The sequence below is a fragment of the Pseudobacillus sp. 179-B 2D1 NHS genome, from assembly GCF_045370945.1.
In the GTDB taxonomy this organism is placed as follows: Bacteria; Bacillota; Bacilli; order Bacillales; family Domibacillaceae; genus Pseudobacillus.
This window is the reverse complement of record NZ_JBIQDP010000009.1, coordinates 96093-115662: the sequence shown is the minus strand read 5'-3', so window position 1 is coordinate 115662 and position 19570 is coordinate 96093. Positions and strand designations below refer to the sequence as shown.

Sequence of the window (19570 nt, the reverse complement as noted above, 5' to 3'; positions counted from 1 at the left end):
TCATTTATGAGCAAAGCCCATTAAAAAAGCCCGCCTACCAACAGTAAAGGGTAAGCAGACTCTTCATTAACAATCGCCAGCTAAGTCGTTTTTCAAGGCATTGATTTCTCCGCCAATAAGGATAATCATCGCTGACAGATAAAACCAAATCATCATGACAATGATGGCTCCAATGCTTCCATATGTGGCTGAGTAATTGCCAAAATTATTGACATAAAAAGAAAAACCTAATGAAACGACAATCCAGCCAACAGCAGCAAAGATGGCTCCCGGCAAAACGGTTAAACATTTGACACTAATGTTCGGAGCCAAATAATACAAACCAACAAATACTCCAAAAATCAACAGAGGAGAAATCAGCCAGCGCAGCCAGTTCCAAAGCTTTAGAAACTCATCGGACAGGCCTAAATAGTCAGATGCGAACAGTCCGATTTGCTTCCCGAATACCTGTAAGATTAAGGCAGCCGCTATCACAAAAATTAAACCGACTGTTAATAAAACAGACATGCCCCTCACCTTGTAGAACGGTCTTGTCTCGTCTACGTTGTATGCATGATTTAACCCTTTAATGATAGCATTCATCCCTTTAGAAGCTGACCAGAGAGTGGCGATTACCCCGAAGGAAAGCAAACCGCCATTTCCATTTTGCAACACTTCATTCAATGTATTTTGAATGGTTTCTACTGTATCGCCAGGGGCATAATCGCGAACCAAAAGAAACATATCCTGCTGGCTAATAGGCAAGTAAGCCAGCAGGGTTACAGCAAAAATTAACAATGGAAAGAGCGATAGCAGAAAGTAGTACGACATTTGTGCAGCAGTGTCCGGAACATCAGATTGTTGTATTCTTTTCAGCAAATGCTTTGAAAAAATCTTTAACCCTATCTTGTTGTCGGACAAATAATCGCCTCCTAGTGCGTTACTGAAGTTTTTCCTGCTGCACCGGATGCGCTTTCTTCATCAGGAAGAAAAGTGCTCTTTGTCTCATCCACAAGATCTTTTACCTCAGGTGTCAGATCGCGTAAACTGTCGACTTTTCCACGAATGTAACTAACGTCCTCGCTAATTTGCTGAGCTGTTTCCTTTGCTCGATTTACAATTTCTTTAGAGGAAGCAGATAAGCTTTCAGGGTCTTTTGCCATCTCAAATAAATAGATGGCCCACTCCTTCATCTCCTCTCTTGTCTGACGGTCCATTAAAGCAATAGCGCCTCCAATTGCTGCGCCAATGCCTACCTTTGTAAAAAATTTACCTTTTCCCATTTTCATCATCCTTTCTTTCACAACTAAACTAATTGTATCAGCAGAATCATGGCTGACAAATTATCCGAACTGGTCATCTGCTTGCTCGCAAGTACACTTTCATCGCTTATCCCTTAAGAATAAAGAATGTTCCCTTTCCATTCTTACTTGGGCTGTAGCATTTTCATTATTCTCATGCTCTATCAATTCCCTTTTTGTAAAATAACAAAACATCATTCGTAAGAAACAGGGCTCTTGAAAGCAGGCTGACTCATTGTTCGTCTATATAAGAGTACCATGACCCTATTCTTTAGTGGATGACTCTTTTCCTTCTTTTTAAATCGCTCTTTAGCGCTAACATACTATCAGTAAATGATTTTTCACAATTCAACCAACTTTTGTTTGTTTCATTTAACAAAAGTTTATATTTTTTAAATATTTTTTAAATACTGACTACTCTTTTCTAGGCATTTTTATATAATGAGGGAGAAGGAGGGGATAATATGGCTCAGGAAAAATTACTTGGTATCATGAACACTATTAGTGGTTACATTTGGGGACCGCCTCTGCTAATTCTTTTAGTTGGAACTGGAATTTATTTAACCGTACGTATTGGCTTTTTACAGCTCAGATTACTGCCTTATTCTCTTAAACTTGCATTTAGCAAAAGCCAGGATAAGCAATCTGAAGGTGATATCTCTCACTTCCAAGCTTTAATGACAGCGCTCGCAGCAACGGTTGGAACTGGAAATATCGTTGGGGTAGCGACCGCTGTATTAATGGGAGGCCCTGGAGCTGTCTTCTGGATGTGGTTGAGTGCATTCTTTGGCATGGCTACGAAATATGCAGAGGCTGTACTCGCCGTAAAGTACCGCGTCCAAGACCCAGACGGAGAAATGTCCGGCGGTCCAATGTATTATCTCGAACGGGGATTAAATCAAAAATGGCTGGGCATCCTGTTCGCTTTATTCGGTGCCGTTGCTGCTTTTGGTATCGGGAATCTAGTACAAGCCAATGCAGTGGCCGGCGTGGTAAAAAATACGTTTAATGTATCTCCATTCATTACAGGAATTGTTTTACTTATCTTTACTGCCCTTGTTTTATTAGGCGGCATTAAAAGCATCGGTAAAGTGACTGCTTTTTTTGTGCCAATTATGGCAGCGTTCTATTTGATCGCAGGCCTTGTTATCCTGCTGACAAACTTAGGTGGCATTCCAGCAGCCCTAGGTCTAATTTTCTCAGATGCTTTCACCGGTGAAGCTGTAGCAGGAGGTGCGATTGGTGCAGTTATCCGTTACGGTGTGGCTCGTGGGGTATTCTCTAATGAAGCAGGTCTCGGCTCTGCCCCGATTGCAGCAGCGGCAGCAAAAACAGACATGCCTGCTCGCCAGGCTCTCGTCTCTATGACTCAAGTGTTTATTGATACTATTTTAATTTGTTCCATCACAGGAATAACCATTGTGATGGCTGGACAATATGATCAGGGATTGGAAGGAAGCGAACTGACAACTGTATCCTTTGAATCCTTCCTTGGTCCGGCAGGCTCTTACGTAGTCGCTCTTGGCCTGCTGTTCTTTGCTTCTTCTACCATCATCGGCTGGTCGTACTATGGAGAGAAATGTTTCTCCTACCTATTTAGCAAAAAGGTTGTTAAATACTATCGGCTGGTCTTTGTATTAGCGGTCTTCATCGGGGCAGTAACAAGTCTCGAACTAGTTTGGACATTTGCCGATATTATGAATGGATTAATGGCCTTCCCTAACCTAGTTGGTATCATCGGCCTATCTGGAGTAGTCATTCACGAAACAAAAAATGTATTAAAAGCCATCAAGGAAGAAAAAGAAAAGAAAGCGGCTGCTTAACAAAGCATAAAAAAAACAGACTTTTTTAAAAGTCTGTTTTTTTAAATAGTTGATTGACAAACTAAATGAAAAGTGAAATGATGTTATCAAATTACTGGAGAGGGTGAAAAGAACGTGGATCTATCTGTCAAATCCCCTGAAAATATTGAATACATGCTAGAGCAAATCACAACAAAATTACGCATGGTAAATGTCGGCGCTATTAAACCGGATCACTTCAGCGAATCTTCTTATGAGGATTTAAAGGAAATTTATGAGTTAGTGAACCGCAAAAGTAACTTCAGCCCAAGCGAAATGCAAGCTATTGCTGAAGAACTTGGTAGTTTACGAAAATAAAAAGCCGGTAGTTTACCGGCCTTCTCTCCATTTATTCTTTTGCAAGAAGCTTCAACGACTCTCTATTGAAAGCGGGAATGTCATCAGGTGTGCGGCTTGTGACAAGCTGATCTTGACAAACAACCACTTCCTCATCCTTGTAAGTAACACCTGCATATTCCATATCTACTTTAATCGACTTATATCCTGTAGCACTTCTGCCTTCCAACGATTTGGCCGTGATAAGCAGCTGCGGACCGTGACAAATAGCAAACACCGGTTTTTTCTCATCCATGAAGGCTTTCGCAAAATTTACAAAGCGATCATCTGCTCGCAACTGGTCTGGTGAAAAGCCCCCCGGAATTAGCAGCGCGTCAAAGTCACTTGGGCTTACATCATCAATTCCCTTATCAATGGCGATGGTTGCTTCTCCTTGTTTTCCTTTTACTGCTTTTCCTGCTTCTTTTTCAATAGTAACAACCTCATGGCCGGCTTCTTTATATGCATTCACCGGTTCTGTGTATTCGGAATCTTCCACCATGTCTGTTACTAATACAGCAATTTTTTTACTCAATGAGAAAACCCCTTTCATTTTTTATACGCTTTTGTATGTTCCCTCTTTCTGCAGAGATAAACATAAAAGCAGCCATCTGGTTTAGCTGATCTTCTTTTTCTTCACATCTTTTAAGTAATACTTCTCCGATTCAAAGAATTCATTTTTTAATTCTTTGACTTTTCCGCTCAGAAGGAGCACGGCAATAATATTAGGCAGCAGAATGGCAGCGAGCGCCAAGTCAAGGAATGACCATATTGTTTTTGCCGCACCGACAGCCCCTAAAATGATTGCCGCCAAATAAATAACTTTAATCGCTTGTGCTGCTTTTAAGTTAAATAAAAATTCCGCTTGCTTAGATCCATAAAAGACGACTACGATAACGGTAGATAAAACGAAAAAGATCAATGAAGCTGTCACAAGGAATCCTCCAAAGGCTCCAAAGCTTTCCTTAAAAGCAATCGTCGTTAAAGCCGATGGGTCATCGAGAGCTCCTTCCTGTTTCCATACACCTGTTGACAGCACGACAAAGGCTGTCGCTGAACAGACAACAAGCGTATCGATGACAATGCCGATGATAGCCCAAAACCCTTGGCGCACCGGGTGATCCGTTTGGGCTGCTGCGTGAGCAATCGGTGTTGTTCCTAGCCCTGCCTCATTCGAATACAGTCCTCTGGCAAATCCCCAGCGAATGGTTTCAGCTACCGCTGCTCCTGCAAAACCGCCAACAGCTGACATCGGCTGAAACGCATGAGAAAAAATCAACGAAATAACTGTTGGCACTTGGTCAATATTTAAAGTCAGCACGACAAGAGCTCCTCCCACATAAAAAAGCGCCATAAAAGGAACAAAGATTTCTGTTACACGGCCAATTCTCTTAATGCCTCCAAATACAACAAGTCCAGTAATCACGGCCATCACAATACCTGTATAAAGGCCGTCAATCTTAAATGTTTGTGAGATAGTGGAAGCTACTGAGTTCCCTTGCACCATAATGCTCGGAATCAGCTCAATCATTAAGGCGAAGGAAAACCACATACCCAGCCATTTCATATTCAGCCCTTTCGTCATATAATACATCGGGCCACCAACAAATTCTCCTTCTTCATTTTTTTCTCGATAATGGACAGATAATACACTTTCAGAGAAATTAATAGCCATGCCAATAACAGCAATCACCCACATCCAGAAAACAGCCCCCGGGCCACCAAACATAATCGCCGCTGGAACGCCGACGATGTTTGCAGCTCCAATGGTCGAGGACAAAGCAGATGTCAAAGCTTGCAAAGGTGTGACCGTACCTTCGCCTTTTGGCTTTTTTAAAATGCTGCCTAACGTTTGCTGAAAAATATAAAGCGGATATCTAAATTGAAAGAAACCTAGTTTTATTGTCATGAAAATACCTGAAATTGTTAACAAAGCTATTAAAGGTACTCCCCATAGCCATCCCGAAAACTTTTCTACCCCTGCAATAAAATTATCCAAAATGCGCCTCCTTCACCTATTTACTCTATGTATGTATATTTCACCGTTTTCCTATACCCTTCCTAATTTTCCATAAACACAAAAAAACTGAACCAATAGATTGGCTCAGTTTTTTGAAGCGGGAACTTGCTGGTTATTTTCTGTTTCTCCTTGCGGCAATACTAATATTTCTACACGGCGGTTCTTTGTTCTGCCCGCTTCTGTTTCATTTGAAGCAATCGGCTGGTATTCACCGTATCCTTTTGCACTAAATAGGCGTGGATCAAGCTTGTTATTTTCTAATATGACTTTCATAAAGTTGACTGCTCTCATCGCACTCAACTCCCAGTTTGATTCAAACTCTGCTGTTTTGATCGGAATATTGTCGGTATGTCCGCTAATAATAACCATGCGGGGCAAATCCATTTCTAACAGTCTAGAAATCTCTCTCGCTGCTTTTTTATCCTCTTCCCTAATTTCGGCTACACCCGAATTAAACAACACATTGTCCCGTATACGCAGCAAAAGACCTTCTCCACTTAACACTGTTTCTACTTTATTCTGCAGCTTATTATCTACGATATATTGATTAATTTTCTGCTGCATGTGAGCCAGTTCTTTCTTATCCTGTTCTTTTAATCCTGACAACTGTTTATCATTAGACTTACTTTGAGAAGTTGTTTCAGGCGGGGATAACTCCGGATAATCCATCACGCCTGTTCCTCCTTGAAAAGCCGTGTTAAATGCTTGGGAAACAAGCTGAAACTTTTTCGCGTCTACAGAACTCATTGCAAATAAAACGATAAATAAAGCGAGCAGCAGCGTCAACAAGTCAGCATAAGGCAAGAGCCACGATTCATCCATGTGTTCATGCTCTTGATGTTTCTTTCGCTTACCCATTTTGCTCGCCGCTTTCTTCAATTAGTTTCCGCTTTTCCTCTGCAGGCAAGTAAGAAGATAGCTTTTGCTCAAGCACTCGCGGAGCTTCGCCTTCCAAAATAGAGAGAACTCCTTCTATCATCATTTCTTTTACTTTTATTTCTTGTTTAGACTTCCGCTTTAACTTATTGGCGAACGGATGCCAAAGCACGTAACCGGTAAATATCCCTAATAGGGTTGCTACGAAAGCAGCTGAAATAGCATGTCCAAGCGTTTCTGTATCATTCATATTACCAAGAGCTGCAATTAAACCGATAACTGCTCCAAGTACCCCAAGTGTTGGTGCATACGTTCCTGCCTGAACAAACATGCTCGCCCCAGCATTATGCCGTTCTTCCATTGCAGAAAGCTCCTCATTCATCACATCACGAATATAATCCGCATTTTGTCCATCGACAGCTAAGCTCAATCCATTCTTCAAAAATGGTTCATCCACTTCATTCACCTTTGACTCAAGAGCAAGCAATCCTTCTTTTCTTGCAAGTTCTGCCCATCCAGTGAATTGCCGGATGACTTCTTGCGGAGACATGATTTCTCTATTCTTAAAAATAATGCCGAAAAGCTTAGGCAGCTTTTTTAATTCACTCGATGGAAAAGCGATCACAATAGTTGCGACAGTTCCAAGTAAAATGATTAAAAGTGCGGCCGGATTAATTAATACTGTTGGACTGACCCCTTTAAACACCATCCCTACCCCAACAGCGATAACACCAAGAATAATTCCTATAATTGTACTTTTATCCATTCTCATTCACCCTGTATTTTTATTTTTGTATATCTAATATCGGTTTAAAAAAAATTTTTTATATTCATTTTCATAAGTATTTTGCAGGTAAAAAGACTTAATAAAAGAAAAAGAAAGTCGATACTATACATATATCGTATATTTTTGTCGAATATTTACAGGAAATGTTCTATTTTTTTGGCTATTACTAGATTTTTATTTATTATTCTAAAAACAAAGAAAGACGGTCTATAAAATGAAAACTTTATCAGAGTTTTATCAAGGCGACATCGTTCTTCTTTCCATCATCATTGGCATTTTTGGATCTTTTGTTACGTTAAATTTAAATGAACGGATTACTTCCTCTGGTGGTCAAAAGAGAAGTTCGTGGATATCTCTTGCTGCTATATCTATGGGCTTAACCGTCTGGTCCGTACACTTTATTGGCATGCTGGCTTTTTCCTTGCCAGTTGATGTTGATTATGACATCGGATTGGTTCTTCTATCAATGATCCCAGCGGCGGGAGCTTCGGGCATCGCTTTTTACACCCTCCATAACAGAGTAATAAAAACCAGAACTATTGTAATCGCTGGCCTTCTTATCGGTTTGTCCATTGCAGCTATGCATTATTTGGGAATGAGCGCGATGAAAATGCATGCGAGCATTTCTTATCAATTGCCTCTCGTCCTCTTGTCCATCGTCATAGCAGCCATGGTTTCCTATGCGTCACTATATATTTTTTATTCGCTTAACAAAAAGAAAAAACTTTCTTATAAATTGATCGCAAGCACAATAATGGGACTCGGGATTGCCAGTATGCATTACACTGGTATGAAAGCAGCCAACTTTTCAATGGCAAGCCACCTTACTAATAATGGCCATCATGTTGAACAGCCCATGCCGCTCATTCTTCTCGTTCTCTTTATGCTAGGCCTGCTCTTTATCTTTTTCCTAGCTATCGCTGTTTTTGATCAACAAACCGCCATGCGACTCGCTTATTATGATGACCTGACTGATTTGCCCAATCGTCGGAAACTTCAAGTGACCGCTGATTCTTATTTAAAGGAACAACAAAAATCAATCATGTTAATCATGCTGGATATTGATAACTTTATGTGGGTAAACGAAACGTTCGGGTTTACAAATGGCAACTTGCTAATGAAGGCTTTTTCCAATCGGCTTGAATTGCTCATCCCCGCTGAAGGATTATTAAGCCGAATGGAAGGAAACAAATTTACCGTACTTTTCATTGAAGAGTACACCGAACAGCAGGCGCTGGAAAAAGCAAAAAACTTGCTCAACAAGCTATCTGATCCGTTTGTGATTAATAGGCATCCAGTTACCGTGACAGCCTCTGCCGGCATCTCTTTTGCTCCGGCCCATGGCATCACATTCGAACAGTTAAATGCCGCAGCGGAAAAAGCCTTATACTTTGCTAAACGGAATGGCAAAAATCAAATCGTCGTTTACACTCCGACAACGCATGATAACGAAAAAGAAAGGCAAATAGCTATGAGTTTTAGAGAAGCGCTGCAGAACAACGAATTTTACTTATGCTATCAGCCTAAATATAATGTGAAACAGAAAAAGATTATGAGCGCCGAAGTGCTTGTTCGCTGGACTAGCCCATTATTCGGCTTTGTTCCGCCTTCCATCTTCATTCCTATTGCCGAAAAAAATGGTTTTATTACTGAACTGACGGAGTGGATTTTAAATGAAGCATGCAGACAAATGAAAGAATGGAGAAACAATAACCACCCGCTTGAAAAGATAGCTGTAAATATTTCCGCTCCTATGTTTCTGTCTGATGCCTTACATCGAACAGTCACAAGCATATTGAAAAAATATAACTTAGATAGCAAACACTTGGAATTAGAAATTACTGAAACATCGATTATGGAAAATCTTGATACAGCAGTGAGTGTGATTGAGCGTCTGAAAGCTGATCGTATTTCTATTGCTCTTGACGATTTTGGTACGGGGGTTTCCTCACTGACTTACTTAAAGAAGTTGCCCATTCACTCATTAAAAATTGATAAGTCCTTTATTGATGATATTAATACTTCTCCGGAAGGAAAAGCACTCGTTCAAATGATCATTAATTTGGGAAAATTGTTTCGGCTGCATATTGTGGCAGAAGGAGTAGAAACAAAAGAACAGTTACAAACGCTTATTTCGTTAAATTGTGATGAGATACAAGGCTACAATATTAGCAAGCCATTAAAAGCACAGGAATTAGATGAATTCTTCAAAAAATTCCGCGCTGTATAAATAGAGAAAAACTGTGTAAAGAAAAAAGCCGGACTTAGGAAGTCCGGCTTTTTTCTTTAGATTATTGTGCTTGCTGGAGCTGAACCGCTGGCCCGAAGAATTCAAATTTAATTTGCTCTTCTGGAATGCCATTTTTGCTTAAATGTCCAATAACGGCTCCCATAAATGGCACTGGACCACAAACATAGCAGATGCTGTTTGAAGGAACAACTTCTTTTAAGAAGTCTGCACTAATATGTCCTTCCACATCGCAAATGGTCTGCTCCTTCTTTTTCTCTCCGTATGCCACATATGCCCGAGCGTTTTCTAGTTCACTTACCAATTGTTTAGTATGCTCTTTAAAAGCATGTACTTCTTCGTTACGTGCAGCATGGATAAAGACGATTTCACGTTTGCTGTTGTTTGCTGCAAGTGTTTCAAGCATGCTCATTGTTGGAGTAATTCCAACTCCTCCACTGATTAATACAACTGGTGCCTTATTGTCTACATCAAGATAAAAGTCTCCGGCAGGTGCACTTACTTCTATGATGTCGTCTTTATTTACGTGATCATGCAAGTAGTTAGACGCTTTTCCTTCCGGCTGATGATCTGCCTCGCGTTTTACAGAGATACGATAGTACTCACCATTAGGGGCGGCTGATAAGCTGTACTGTCGATTAACAATATGTTCTTCACCAGGGATGTGAAGCTTGACAGTAATATATTGTCCTGGGTGAAAAGTTGGTAGCTGCACGCCATCCTTTGGCTTTAAGTAAAAAGACGTAATAAGAGAGCTTTCTTCTACTTTGTCTGCAACTTTAAATTCTTTAAAGTCTAACCAGCCTCCTGGCTGTTCACTTGCCTCATTGTACAGTTGGGCTTCTGTATCGATAAACACTTTTGCGATAGCCCCATATGCTTCTGCCCACGCATTGATAATGTCATCTGTCGCTGCGTCACCCAGAACTTCTTTAATTGCTTTTAATAAATATTCACCAACGATCGGATAATGCTCCGGTTTAATTGCCAAACTACGGTGTTTATGAGCAATTTGCTTAACGGCGGGAATCAACACTTCCAATTGGTCAATATATTTTGCTGCCGCATACACAGTATTGGCCAGTGCTGTTTGCTGACGGCCTTTTTCCTGATTGGCATGGTTGAATATATCCAAAAGTTCCGGATGGTCCTGAAACATTGTTCGATAAAAATGGGTAGTAATTTCCTTCCCTTTTACTTCAAGTACAGGAGCTGTAGATTTCACGATATCAATAGTTTTTTGGGATAGCATATTAAGCCCTCCAATAAGATAGTTTTAAAAGATGTATTTTAAATACATCTTATTTATAATCCTTTTTTGCGATCAAATCAACGCTTTTTGATTTGTGTAATAAAATGTTCACATTCTTTGATTCCTCACGTACCCGGATATATAATGAACATAAGACAAAGGTAGTGGTGAACACATGAAACTGACTCTCTATACTGATTATTCATTGCGCGTATTGATCTTTTTAGCTTCTAAGCGGGAAGATGAGCTATCGAATATTAAAGAGATAGCAGAAGCTTATCAAATCTCGAAAAACCACTTAATGAAAGTGACCCATGAGCTGGGCAAGCTCGGGCTGATTGAAACTATCCGTGGACGCAATGGCGGCATCCGACTTGCTCTTCCGCCAGAAGAGATTAATATCGGTAAAGTGGTCCGCCAAACAGAAGATGATTTTCATTTGGTGGAATGCTTTAATCCCGAAGCGAATCGCTGTACGATCACCTCAGTATGCGGTTTGAAACACGTCCTCTTTCAGGCCTTGCAAGCATATCTCTCTGTACTTGACCGCTACACGCTGAAAGACCTGGCAGCCAATCCGGAAGCCCTGCGCAGCTTACTGTTAAAAAACCCCGAAGACTAGACTTACATCTTCGGGGCTTTATCAGTATCTTTTCCATATTTAAATGACACAAACACAAATAATAAAAAACTAAACAATAAAATGGAGCCGCCCACGATATAACATACTGTCGTAAAAGCTTCGGGCAACCCAAAAGGCTTTATATGGTACAACCACATACCTGCTGTCAGCCCAATGGCACCGATTATTGCACTCCATACATGCACGCCTGCAAGCTTGGAACTTCTCGGCACCGCGTACATCCGATAGAAAGCAGCAAAAGCGAACAAGCTTAGCCAGCCAACAACGAGTATATGAGCATGGATCGGCCGGAAAGCATAAGAACCTGCACCTGCCATATGAGAGCCCATCATCGCCCCAATGAAACCAAAAATAGCCGCCGTTCGCACGAGCAAAACGTGATAAGACACCTATTCTCCCCCTCTTTCCTGACACTCCTGTCGCCTATATTATAACGAACACCTTTTTAAAAAGAAAATTTCCCTATAAGAACATAAAAACAATTTTTTCAGCCTAAAATTTTGTCTCTCCTTTCATTCTTGTTACAATAGAATATATTCACTATTCTGATTAAAAAGGAGAATACATATGTCAAACTTCGAGCAAACGCTAGAAAAGTATGCCGAGTTAGCAGTAAAAGTAGGGGTCAACATTCAAAAAGACCAAACGCTTGTTATTAACACATCTATCGACTCCGCCCAACTTGTTCGATTAATTGTAAGAAAAGCGTATGAAGCAGGCGCAAAAAATGTACAGGTAAATTGGGATGATGATACAGTCTCCCGCTTGAGGTATGATTTGGCTCCAGAGGAAGCGTTCACAGAGTTTCCCAAATGGCGCGTTCAAATGCTTGAACAATTGGCAGAAGAGGGCGCGGCATTTATGTCTATCGTTTCCTCCAGCCCCGACCTATTAAAAGGAGTCCATCCTGAGCGCATTGCCAACTTCCAAAAAGCAGCCGGACAGGCAATGAAAAAATACCGTCAATATATTCAATCTGACAAAGTTAGCTGGACTGTTATCGCTGCTCCTTCACAAGCATGGGCAGAAAAAGTCTTCCCTCACCTTCCAAAGGAAGAGCAAGTCCCCGCTCTCTGGGAAGCAATTTTCAAAGCCGTCCGTGCCGATACAGACAACCCTGTCCAGGCCTGGAAAACACACGACGAAACGTTGCATAAGAAAGTAGATTATCTAAACGAGAAGCGCTTTAAAAAGCTCCATTACACTGCACCAGGAACGGATTTAACGATTGAACTTCCTGATGGACACCTCTGGGTCGGAGCCGGCAGCATCAATGAAAAAGGCCATGAGTTTATGGCCAATATGCCAACAGAAGAAGTGTTTACTGTTCCTCATAAAACAGGTGTGGATGGCTATGTGTCAAGTACAAAACCATTAAGCTATGGCGGTAACATTATTAACAACTTTAAAGTTACTTTTGAAAATGGGCGCATTACTGACGTACAAGCAGAGGAAGGCGAAGAAGTGTTAAAAAAATTGGTAGAAACAGATGAAGGCTCTCATTACCTTGGCGAAATCGCCCTCGTTCCTCATCAATCACCTATTTCGGAATCGAATGTTCTCTTTTACAATACACTTTTTGATGAAAATGCCTCTAACCATTTAGCTATTGGCAGTGCTTACGCCTTTTGTATTGAAGGCGGTAAATCGATGTCACAGGAAGAATTGGAACAGCACGGGCTAAATACGAGTATTACTCATGTTGACTTTATGATTGGCTCAGAAAACATGAATATTGACGGAATTAAAGAAAATGGAGAAAGCGAGCCGATCTTCCGAAACGGAAATTGGGCAGAAGGCATTTAATATAAAAGGCTGTTCCCTGGCATCGACGAGGAACAGCCTTTTTTGCCTATTGTTCATTCATTAATGTCTAACACTGTATGAAGCTTTAGAGGCTAAATTGGTTTAAGCGATGATAATAATCAATAAGAAAATCATAAAATAGCTTTTCGGAAGGCGGCAAAGTGCGGACCTTCGTTGCTATGACTCCGACCGTTCTCATTACTTGCGGTACGCCGACAGGCAAGCTAACTGTTCCAGAGGGAGTTTGTTCAACGAGCAATGTTTCCGGAAGCAGGCTGACTCCCAATCCTGCTTCTACCAACCCTTTAATCGTATATACATCTTCGCTTTCAAAACCGACCTTGGGCTCGAAATTCACCTGCCGGCATGCTTCAATAACGAGCTTTCTCATGTCGTAGCCGGTGCGGAATAAAACGAATTGATCATCCATCAGTTCCCGCAAGTTAATCCTTTCTTTTTTTGCTAACCTATGATGACTAGGAAGCAGGACTCTCATGCTCTCAGAGAAAAAAACTTGGGTAGAAATCTCGGGTGTGCTTTCCGGTACTGGAGAAACAAAGGCAAAATCAATTTCTCCTCTCTCCACCAGATCCCGTAGCTCTTTATTCGACCCTTGATGAAAATCAAAACCAATATCAGAGTACTGACTTCGAAAAGCAGAAATTACGCGCGGCAATGTCGTTGTAGCTAAAGAGGTAGGAAATCCAAGCCGAATTTTTCCGACTTCTGGGTTAAGATAATTATCTATAGCCGCGATGGCCCGATCAATTTCATTCATAGCGGTTTCCATATGCTGCAAAAAAATTTTTCCTGCATAAGTCAGCTTGACGTTCCGCCCTTCACGCAAAAACAGCTCCACTCCAAGTTCATCTTCCAACTTAGCAATTTGCCGGCTGACTGCGGATTGAGCCACATGCAAGCGGTGAGCTGCTTCTGTAACATGCTCCTCTTTTGCCACTTCCATAAAATATTTGATTTGCCGAAGCTCCATTCTGCCCCCACCTTTTCAGCCGTTTCTGTTGTTCTGTTTTATTTATTTTACCATGATATCTTTTTATAAGTAGAAAAAACGGACCGATAACAGTCCGTTCAATGGAAGCTTCTATTTATTTTTCATCACGCTGTAAAGAACGGCTTTTTGAGCATGCATCCGATTTTCGGCCTGCTGGAACACGACGGATGCTTCCCCGTCCATTACCTCGCCTGAAACTTCTTCGCCACGGTGGGCTGGCAAGCAATGCATAAATTTGCATTCCGGATTGGCAAGGGCCATAAGCTGTTCGTTCACTTGATAAGGAGCAAATGCTTTTAAACGGGCTTCTGCTTCATCCTCTTGCCCCATGCTCGTCCATACATCCGTGTAGATAAAATCGGCTCCTTTTACTGCTTCCTGTGGGTTTTCAACAAATTCTAGCTTCGCTCCTGTCTGCTCGCTAATCCCTTTAGCCATTTCTATTATTTGCGGTGCTGCTTCGTAGCCCGCTGGTGTGGCTAATGTAAAATCCATGCCCACCATGACAGAACCGATCATCAATGAATGGGCAACATTATTCCCATCTCCAACATACACCATTTTCAGCCCTTTAAATTTCCCCTTTATTTCATATACAGTCAAAAGATCGGCAAGCGCTTGACATGGGTGATACAAATCAGTTAAACCGTTAATGACTGGAATATTTGCCGCTTCGGCAAGTGCTTCAATTCTTGAATGGCTATGTGTACGGATCATGATGCCATCTAAATAACCCGATAACACCTTTCCAGTATCTTCGATTGTTTCTCCGCGTCCGATTTGCATATCATTCGAGCTTAAAAACATCGCATGGCCACCAAGCTGAATCATCGCCGCTTCAAAGGAAACACGAGTCCGTGTGGAATGCTTTTCAAATATCATTCCGAGCAGCTGGCCTTTTAAAGCTTCCAAATAGTTTTCCTTATTCTTTTTCATGTCATCTGCTAAATAAATAAGTGTCTCGATTAATTCTGGCGTATAATCTGCAAGCTTTAATAAATCTTTCCCCTTTAACACCTGGCTATTCTTTATATCCGTCACTATCATTCTCTTCACCTCATAGATATTATTTTTATTTACAGATCCATTCTTTATTTATAATCTTATTTAATATTTATACATTAAAACTAATTAAAATACAACCATAATTTCTGAATTATCCTATTTTTTAAGAAAACAACAGATTTTCGCTCACATAGGGTATACTACGTGTATGAAATCATTAGCGAGGTGCTGTATATGAGAGAAAAAAGACCTATGAAAGACACGTTATCTATTAAAACCAGTTACGTCCTTCCTCCTGACACAAATCATCACGGCACTTTGTTTGGCGGCAAACTAATGGCTTATATAGACGATATTGCTTCCATCTCAGCGACAAAATTGGCTAGAAAGGCAGTAGTCACCGCTTCGACAGACTCTGTTGATTTTCTTAAGCCAATTGGCGTGGGAGATGCAGTAACCCTCGAAGCCATGGTAACTTATACAGGCACAACTAGCATGGAAGTGTTCGTGAAAGTTTTATCAGAAAATCTAATGACAGGGGAAAAAGAAGTAGCTGCTATTTCTTTTTTAACCTTTGTAGCTCTCGATGAATCAGGACGGCCGTCCTCCATTCCTGAGGTGGTACCTGAGACGGATGAAGAAAAATGGCTGAATGAAACAGCAGCCAATCGAGCAAGCCATCGAAAGGCCCGCAAAAAATATAGCAAAGAGCTTGTGGAGTTTTTTTCGTCTGCAGGAAAATAGACGGACTATATGGAAGAAAATTGAGAAAGCCGCTCTCATTCAGCGGCTTTTTAGTTTACAAAAATTAAGATTTGTTAACAGTGAAATTTGTTTTTTTCCTTTTTATACAGCTAATAGTTATCTTTATAGCAGAAAAACATTGTAACAATCGAAGTCACATTGTAACATTCTTTTTTCCTTATTTTGTCCCCTATACATGGAGAATTGTTCATCCTTATATTTATGGAAGAAACTTAAGAGGATTGCCATTTGGAGGAATGATCATGTTTGGACAAATTGAAATCGGAATAGATTTAGGGACAGCCAATTTGCTCGTTTACAGTAAAGATAAAGGGATTATTGTTAATGAACCGTCCGTGGTAGCTATCGACGCTGAGACGAGAAAAGTGCTTGCTATTGGCACAGAAGCTAAAAATATGATTGGGAAAACTCCGGGAAGGATTATTGCAACTCGCCCAATGAAGGATGGTGTAATTGCGGATTTTGATATTACCTCTGAAATGCTTAAAGGATTAATGAAAAAAGCTAGCAAAGTATTAGGGTTCAATATTCGTAAGCCAAGCGTCGTCGTCTGTACTCCTTCTGGTGCAACTTCTGTCGAAAAGAGAGCCATTCAGGATGCAGTAAAAAGCAGTGGGGCCAAGTCTGTTCATTTAATTGAAGAGCCTGTCGCTGCTGCTATTGGAGCAGATCTGCCCGTAGAAGAACCAATTGCCAATCTGATCGTCGATATTGGCGGCGGTACAACCGAGGTAGCTATCATTTCTTATGGAGGCGTTGTTTCCTGTAATTCCATCCGTATCGGCGGCGATAAACTCGACGAAGACATCATACAATACGTACGCAAGCAGTATAACCTCCTTATCGGTGAACGGACAGCAGAAAAAATAAAAATGGAAATTGGCTACGCTTTAGTTGATCATAAAGAACTTGTAATGGACGTACGCGGTCGTGATCTCGTTACCGGCTTGCCAAAAACAATTGAAGTAAGCTCTTATGAAATTCAAAAAGCTATTAAAGAATCTTTGCTAGCCATTTTAGAAACGATCCGCGTTACTTTAGAAAACTCTCCACCTGAGTTAAGCGGTGATATTGTAGACAGGGGCGTAGTCATTAGCGGCGGCGGCTCCTTGTTGAATGGCATGCAAGATTGGCTTAGTGAAGAAATTATCGTTCCTGTTCACTTAGCTCCAAACCCACTAGAGTCTGTTGCCATTGGTACCGGACGCTCGCTCCATGTAATGAAGAGCCTGCAGAAAGTAACGGGCTAAAATTACATATCTATGCACAAAAAAGCAGCCGTTCAAGCGGCTGCTTTTCATTTAATTTAGTAAGGCCGGTCCTGATAAGAATAATTAGGTGCTTGGATTGAGTTATCGTATTCTTTGTGAAAAATATGAACAGCAGCTGGAGACATCGGCGGAATTAACCAGGTCCAATCACCTGTCACTGGCCTACCTTCCCGATCTTCGTTTTGTTCAAAAGTTTTAAATTGCTGCGCGGCTGTATGATGATCTACAACACTTACCCCCGCCTGCTGGAACGAATGAAGAACAGCTGTATTCAACTCAAGTAGCGCCCGGTCTTTCCATAAAGAAGCGGCTCGATGAATATCCAATTCCAGCCGTTCCGCAATAACTGGAAGCTGATTGTAACGAAACTCATCAGCTAAGTTGCGTGCGCCAATTTCCGTTCCCATATACCAGCCGTTAAAAGGAGCTGTTTTGTATTCAATGCCTCCTATTTCCAGCTTCATATCCGAAATAATTGGAACAGCATACCACTTTAATTGCAGCTCAGCAAACCAATCATATATCGGATGAATAAGGCTTACTTCCTTTATGAGCTTCTTATCGATTTCTTGCAGCTTAGGCGGTTGCTTGCCTATTTGTACAATCCAGGGCAGGATATCAAAATTAGTTCCTTCCCCTCGCCAGCCAAACTTATGGCACATAGAGGTCAGTTCAATAGAAGCAGGATCTCCCTTTATTCCCGTCTCTGTTTTATACCCCGCATATCTAATTAACTGATGGTTCCAAATGCGAATGTCTTCCCGATGGGGTGAAGACGGACGAAAAACTGTAATAGTCGGACGAATTTTCCCTTGATTTGTCGCATATTCTACATGACGGCTGAGGGCTTCGAATATCTCTTTTTCTGTTTTAGCTTCTCGTTTATCGAACACGTGCAGCGTTTGCCAGAATAGCCGTCCGATGCAGCGATTACTATTGCGCCAGGCCATTTTCGCTCCATAGCTCAGTTCTTCATAAGTTTGAGTATAACTTTCTGTTCCCTCAATTTCTGTTTTGATCTCGTACAGCCGCGCTTTTATCTCTTCATCCGATTTGCCTAATTCCCGATAACAAACTGTGATAAATTCTTTTGCTTGCTTCCATAACTGTTTATTCATCTATTTCCCGTCCTGTAAGTAGCATTTACTCACAGTATATCATTGTTCTATTTTCGGCTTTGTGACAATTTGCGGAAATCAACTGCTGGAAAGCTGTTTCGGTCGGACTCTTCCATTCCTACGCAATTGCGGCACAGCAATCCCGATCAATATGAGCACAATGCCAGCCCCCTGTTCACCGGTTAAATGTTCACCCACAATGAACATAGCGCCAATCATCGCTGCAGGCAACTCTGCAGCACCTAAAATAGTGGCCATTCCTGAGTCAACATACGGGGTACCGAGCGCAAAGAGAACAACCGGTACAAGAACGCCCAACAGTCCGACAAGCAAACCATATTTCCACAAGCCCCCAGTCATCGTCCCATCTATTACAAAAGCTGGCGATACAAATAAACAAGCCGTTACCAGCCCACCAATAGAAATAACAAAGCTTTTTTGAATAGCCGGTACTTCTTTTCCTGTTTTTCCGCTAAAGAAAATGAACAATGCGAACGTTAAAGCGGCAAGGAAACCAGAAATAAAGCCCTTTGAATGGTCTGCCCAGTTGATTCCCTCTGAAGAAATTCCGGCGGCAAGCAGCGTTCCTGCCCATAAAAGGACAGCCGAGATGATCTTTGTGACAGATGGAAATGCCTTTAAATAAACGGATTCAATGAGAATCCCCATCCAAGTAAATTGAAAAAGCAGAACAATGGCGATTGAAGCCGATAGCTCTTGAATACTTGTTGCATAAAATACGCCTGTCAAACTTAATAAAACGCCGAGCCCAAGCAATGGTACTATTTGCTTAACCTGTAATTTTATGCGTTTGGTTATCATGAAAGGGATGATCATCAGCAAAAGTCCAAAGATATATTGTGAACCGGTCATCTGGCCAGCCGGGTATCCCGCATTCGTTGCCAGCTTGACGATTGAAGCTTGAAAACCATAACTGCATGCCCCTGCCAAAATAAATAATGAATAACGAAGCTGATTCAACCTGACTCCTCCTTTATCTCATAAAAGTATATCCCGCCTCCTTCTGTTCGACAATCCTCTGGGAATATTCAAAATTTTCTATTGACTAAATCCTCTTAAAGAGATATGATATGTTCAATTATCTTACTAATTGTATATAGGTATATTTCTTATCAAGAGAAGCTGAGGGGACTGGCCCTATGAAGCTTCAGCAACCAGCCGCTAGCGGGCCTAGGTGCTAAATCCAGCAAACTGTCTAATCAGTTTGAGAGATAAGAAGGATCAGACATTGACAATGTAAAGCCTTCTTAATTTAAGAAGGCTTTTTCTTATGATTAGAATAAAGTTAC

The 19570-nt window shown here is 41.2% G+C and carries 19 protein-coding genes and 1 riboswitch; of the genes, 7 read left to right on the top strand and 12 right to left on the bottom strand.

Annotated elements, in window-relative coordinates; all coding sequences use genetic code 11:
* Positions 1 to 66: 66 nt before the first annotated feature.
* Together ACH0BF_RS11265 and ACH0BF_RS11260 are read right to left on the bottom strand one after the other, a co-directional pair.
* A complete protein-coding gene (locus ACH0BF_RS11265; RefSeq protein WP_259455703.1) occupies positions 67 to 900 on the bottom strand; it encodes a YihY/virulence factor BrkB family protein in 834 nt (277 codons plus the stop codon).
* An 11-nt stretch (positions 901 to 911) separates the two neighbouring features.
* Positions 912 to 1262: a hypothetical protein gene (locus tag ACH0BF_RS11260; protein ID WP_340856175.1), complete on the bottom strand. Its 351-nt coding sequence runs from the start codon at positions 1260 to 1262 to the stop codon at positions 912 to 914.
* A 482-nt stretch (positions 1263 to 1744) separates the two neighbouring features.
* On the opposite strand from ACH0BF_RS11260, the gene ACH0BF_RS11255 reads away from it, so the two are divergent.
* Together ACH0BF_RS11255 and ACH0BF_RS11250 are read left to right on the top strand one after the other, a co-directional pair.
* Positions 1745 to 3103, top strand: a complete 1359-nt coding sequence (locus ACH0BF_RS11255; RefSeq protein WP_340856176.1) for an alanine/glycine:cation symporter family protein — start codon at positions 1745 to 1747, stop codon at positions 3101 to 3103.
* 114 nt (positions 3104 to 3217) lie between these two features.
* Positions 3218 to 3439, top strand: coding sequence for a DUF1128 domain-containing protein (locus ACH0BF_RS11250; protein ID WP_120036353.1), 222 nt, complete (start codon positions 3218 to 3220; stop codon positions 3437 to 3439).
* A gap of 31 nt (positions 3440 to 3470) precedes the next feature.
* Here ACH0BF_RS11250 and ACH0BF_RS11245 read toward each other — a convergent pair whose 3' ends face one another.
* From ACH0BF_RS11245 to motA, 4 genes are all read right to left on the bottom strand, one after another.
* Positions 3471 to 3992, bottom strand: a complete 522-nt coding sequence (locus ACH0BF_RS11245; RefSeq protein WP_340856179.1) for a type 1 glutamine amidotransferase domain-containing protein — start codon at positions 3990 to 3992, stop codon at positions 3471 to 3473.
* Between the two features lie 81 nt (positions 3993 to 4073).
* Positions 4074 to 5456, bottom strand: a complete 1383-nt coding sequence (locus ACH0BF_RS11240) for an alanine/glycine:cation symporter family protein (protein ID WP_406909396.1) — start codon at positions 5454 to 5456, stop codon at positions 4074 to 4076.
* Positions 5457 to 5561: 105 nt separating this feature from the next.
* Positions 5562 to 6335, bottom strand: a complete 774-nt coding sequence (motB, locus tag ACH0BF_RS11235; protein WP_340856183.1) for a flagellar motor protein MotB — start codon at positions 6333 to 6335, stop codon at positions 5562 to 5564.
* Positions 6328 to 7119 (bottom strand): flagellar motor stator protein MotA, encoded by a 792-nt coding sequence (gene motA, locus ACH0BF_RS11230; protein WP_120036350.1) that lies wholly within the window; start codon positions 7117 to 7119, stop codon positions 6328 to 6330. Before motA ends, motB begins: the two co-directional genes overlap by 8 nt.
* Positions 7120 to 7354: 235 nt before the next feature.
* On the opposite strand from motA, the gene ACH0BF_RS11225 reads away from it, so the two are divergent.
* A complete protein-coding gene (locus tag ACH0BF_RS11225; protein ID WP_406909395.1) occupies positions 7355 to 9370 on the top strand; it encodes a bifunctional diguanylate cyclase/phosphodiesterase in 2016 nt (671 codons plus the stop codon).
* Between the two features lie 61 nt (positions 9371 to 9431).
* Here the strand turns inward: ACH0BF_RS11225 and hmpA are convergent, their stop codons facing one another.
* Positions 9432 to 10640 (bottom strand): NO-inducible flavohemoprotein, encoded by a 1209-nt coding sequence (gene hmpA, locus ACH0BF_RS11220; RefSeq protein WP_406909394.1) that lies wholly within the window; start codon positions 10638 to 10640, stop codon positions 9432 to 9434.
* A gap of 175 nt (positions 10641 to 10815) precedes the next feature.
* On the opposite strand from hmpA, the gene ACH0BF_RS11215 reads away from it, so the two are divergent.
* Positions 10816 to 11262, top strand: coding sequence for an RrF2 family transcriptional regulator (locus ACH0BF_RS11215; protein WP_120036347.1), 447 nt, complete (start codon positions 10816 to 10818; stop codon positions 11260 to 11262).
* 2 nt (positions 11263 to 11264) lie between these two features.
* Here ACH0BF_RS11215 and ACH0BF_RS11210 read toward each other — a convergent pair whose 3' ends face one another.
* Complete coding sequence (locus tag ACH0BF_RS11210; RefSeq protein ID WP_120036346.1) at positions 11265 to 11672, bottom strand: hypothetical protein; 408 nt, start codon at positions 11670 to 11672, stop codon at positions 11265 to 11267.
* Positions 11673 to 11850: 178 nt separating this feature from the next.
* On the opposite strand from ACH0BF_RS11210, the gene ACH0BF_RS11205 reads away from it, so the two are divergent.
* Positions 11851 to 13089 carry an aminopeptidase gene (locus ACH0BF_RS11205; protein WP_340856190.1) on the top strand — a complete coding sequence of 413 codons (1239 nt, stop codon included), beginning with the start codon at positions 11851 to 11853 and terminating at the stop codon, positions 13087 to 13089.
* An 85-nt stretch (positions 13090 to 13174) separates the two neighbouring features.
* Here ACH0BF_RS11205 and gltC read toward each other — a convergent pair whose 3' ends face one another.
* On the bottom strand, positions 13175 to 14080 hold the full coding sequence (gltC, locus tag ACH0BF_RS11200; protein ID WP_120036344.1) for a glutamate biosynthesis transcriptional regulator GltC: 906 nt from the start codon (positions 14078 to 14080) through the stop codon (positions 13175 to 13177).
* A 111-nt stretch (positions 14081 to 14191) separates the two neighbouring features.
* Positions 14192 to 15148, bottom strand: coding sequence for an ornithine carbamoyltransferase (gene argF, locus ACH0BF_RS11195; protein WP_340856193.1), 957 nt, complete (start codon positions 15146 to 15148; stop codon positions 14192 to 14194).
* Between the two features lie 192 nt (positions 15149 to 15340).
* Between argF and ACH0BF_RS11190 the strand changes: the two genes are divergently transcribed.
* Together ACH0BF_RS11190 and mreBH are read left to right on the top strand one after the other, a co-directional pair.
* On the top strand, positions 15341 to 15850 hold the full coding sequence (locus ACH0BF_RS11190; RefSeq protein WP_120038124.1) for an acyl-CoA thioesterase: 510 nt from the start codon (positions 15341 to 15343) through the stop codon (positions 15848 to 15850).
* Between the two features lie 263 nt (positions 15851 to 16113).
* Positions 16114 to 17121, top strand: coding sequence for a rod-share determining protein MreBH (gene mreBH / locus ACH0BF_RS11185; protein WP_120036342.1), 1008 nt, complete (start codon positions 16114 to 16116; stop codon positions 17119 to 17121).
* Positions 17122 to 17177: 56 nt separating this feature from the next.
* Here the strand turns inward: mreBH and ACH0BF_RS11180 are convergent, their stop codons facing one another.
* A complete protein-coding gene (locus tag ACH0BF_RS11180; RefSeq protein WP_340856195.1) occupies positions 17178 to 18260 on the bottom strand; it encodes a nitric oxide synthase oxygenase in 1083 nt (360 codons plus the stop codon).
* Between the two features lie 78 nt (positions 18261 to 18338).
* Positions 18339 to 19241, bottom strand: coding sequence for an EamA family transporter (locus tag ACH0BF_RS11175; protein ID WP_340856197.1), 903 nt, complete (start codon positions 19239 to 19241; stop codon positions 18339 to 18341).
* Between the two features lie 146 nt (positions 19242 to 19387).
* Positions 19388 to 19499, top strand: a riboswitch (SAM riboswitch).
* Positions 19500 to 19570 lie beyond the last annotated feature (71 nt).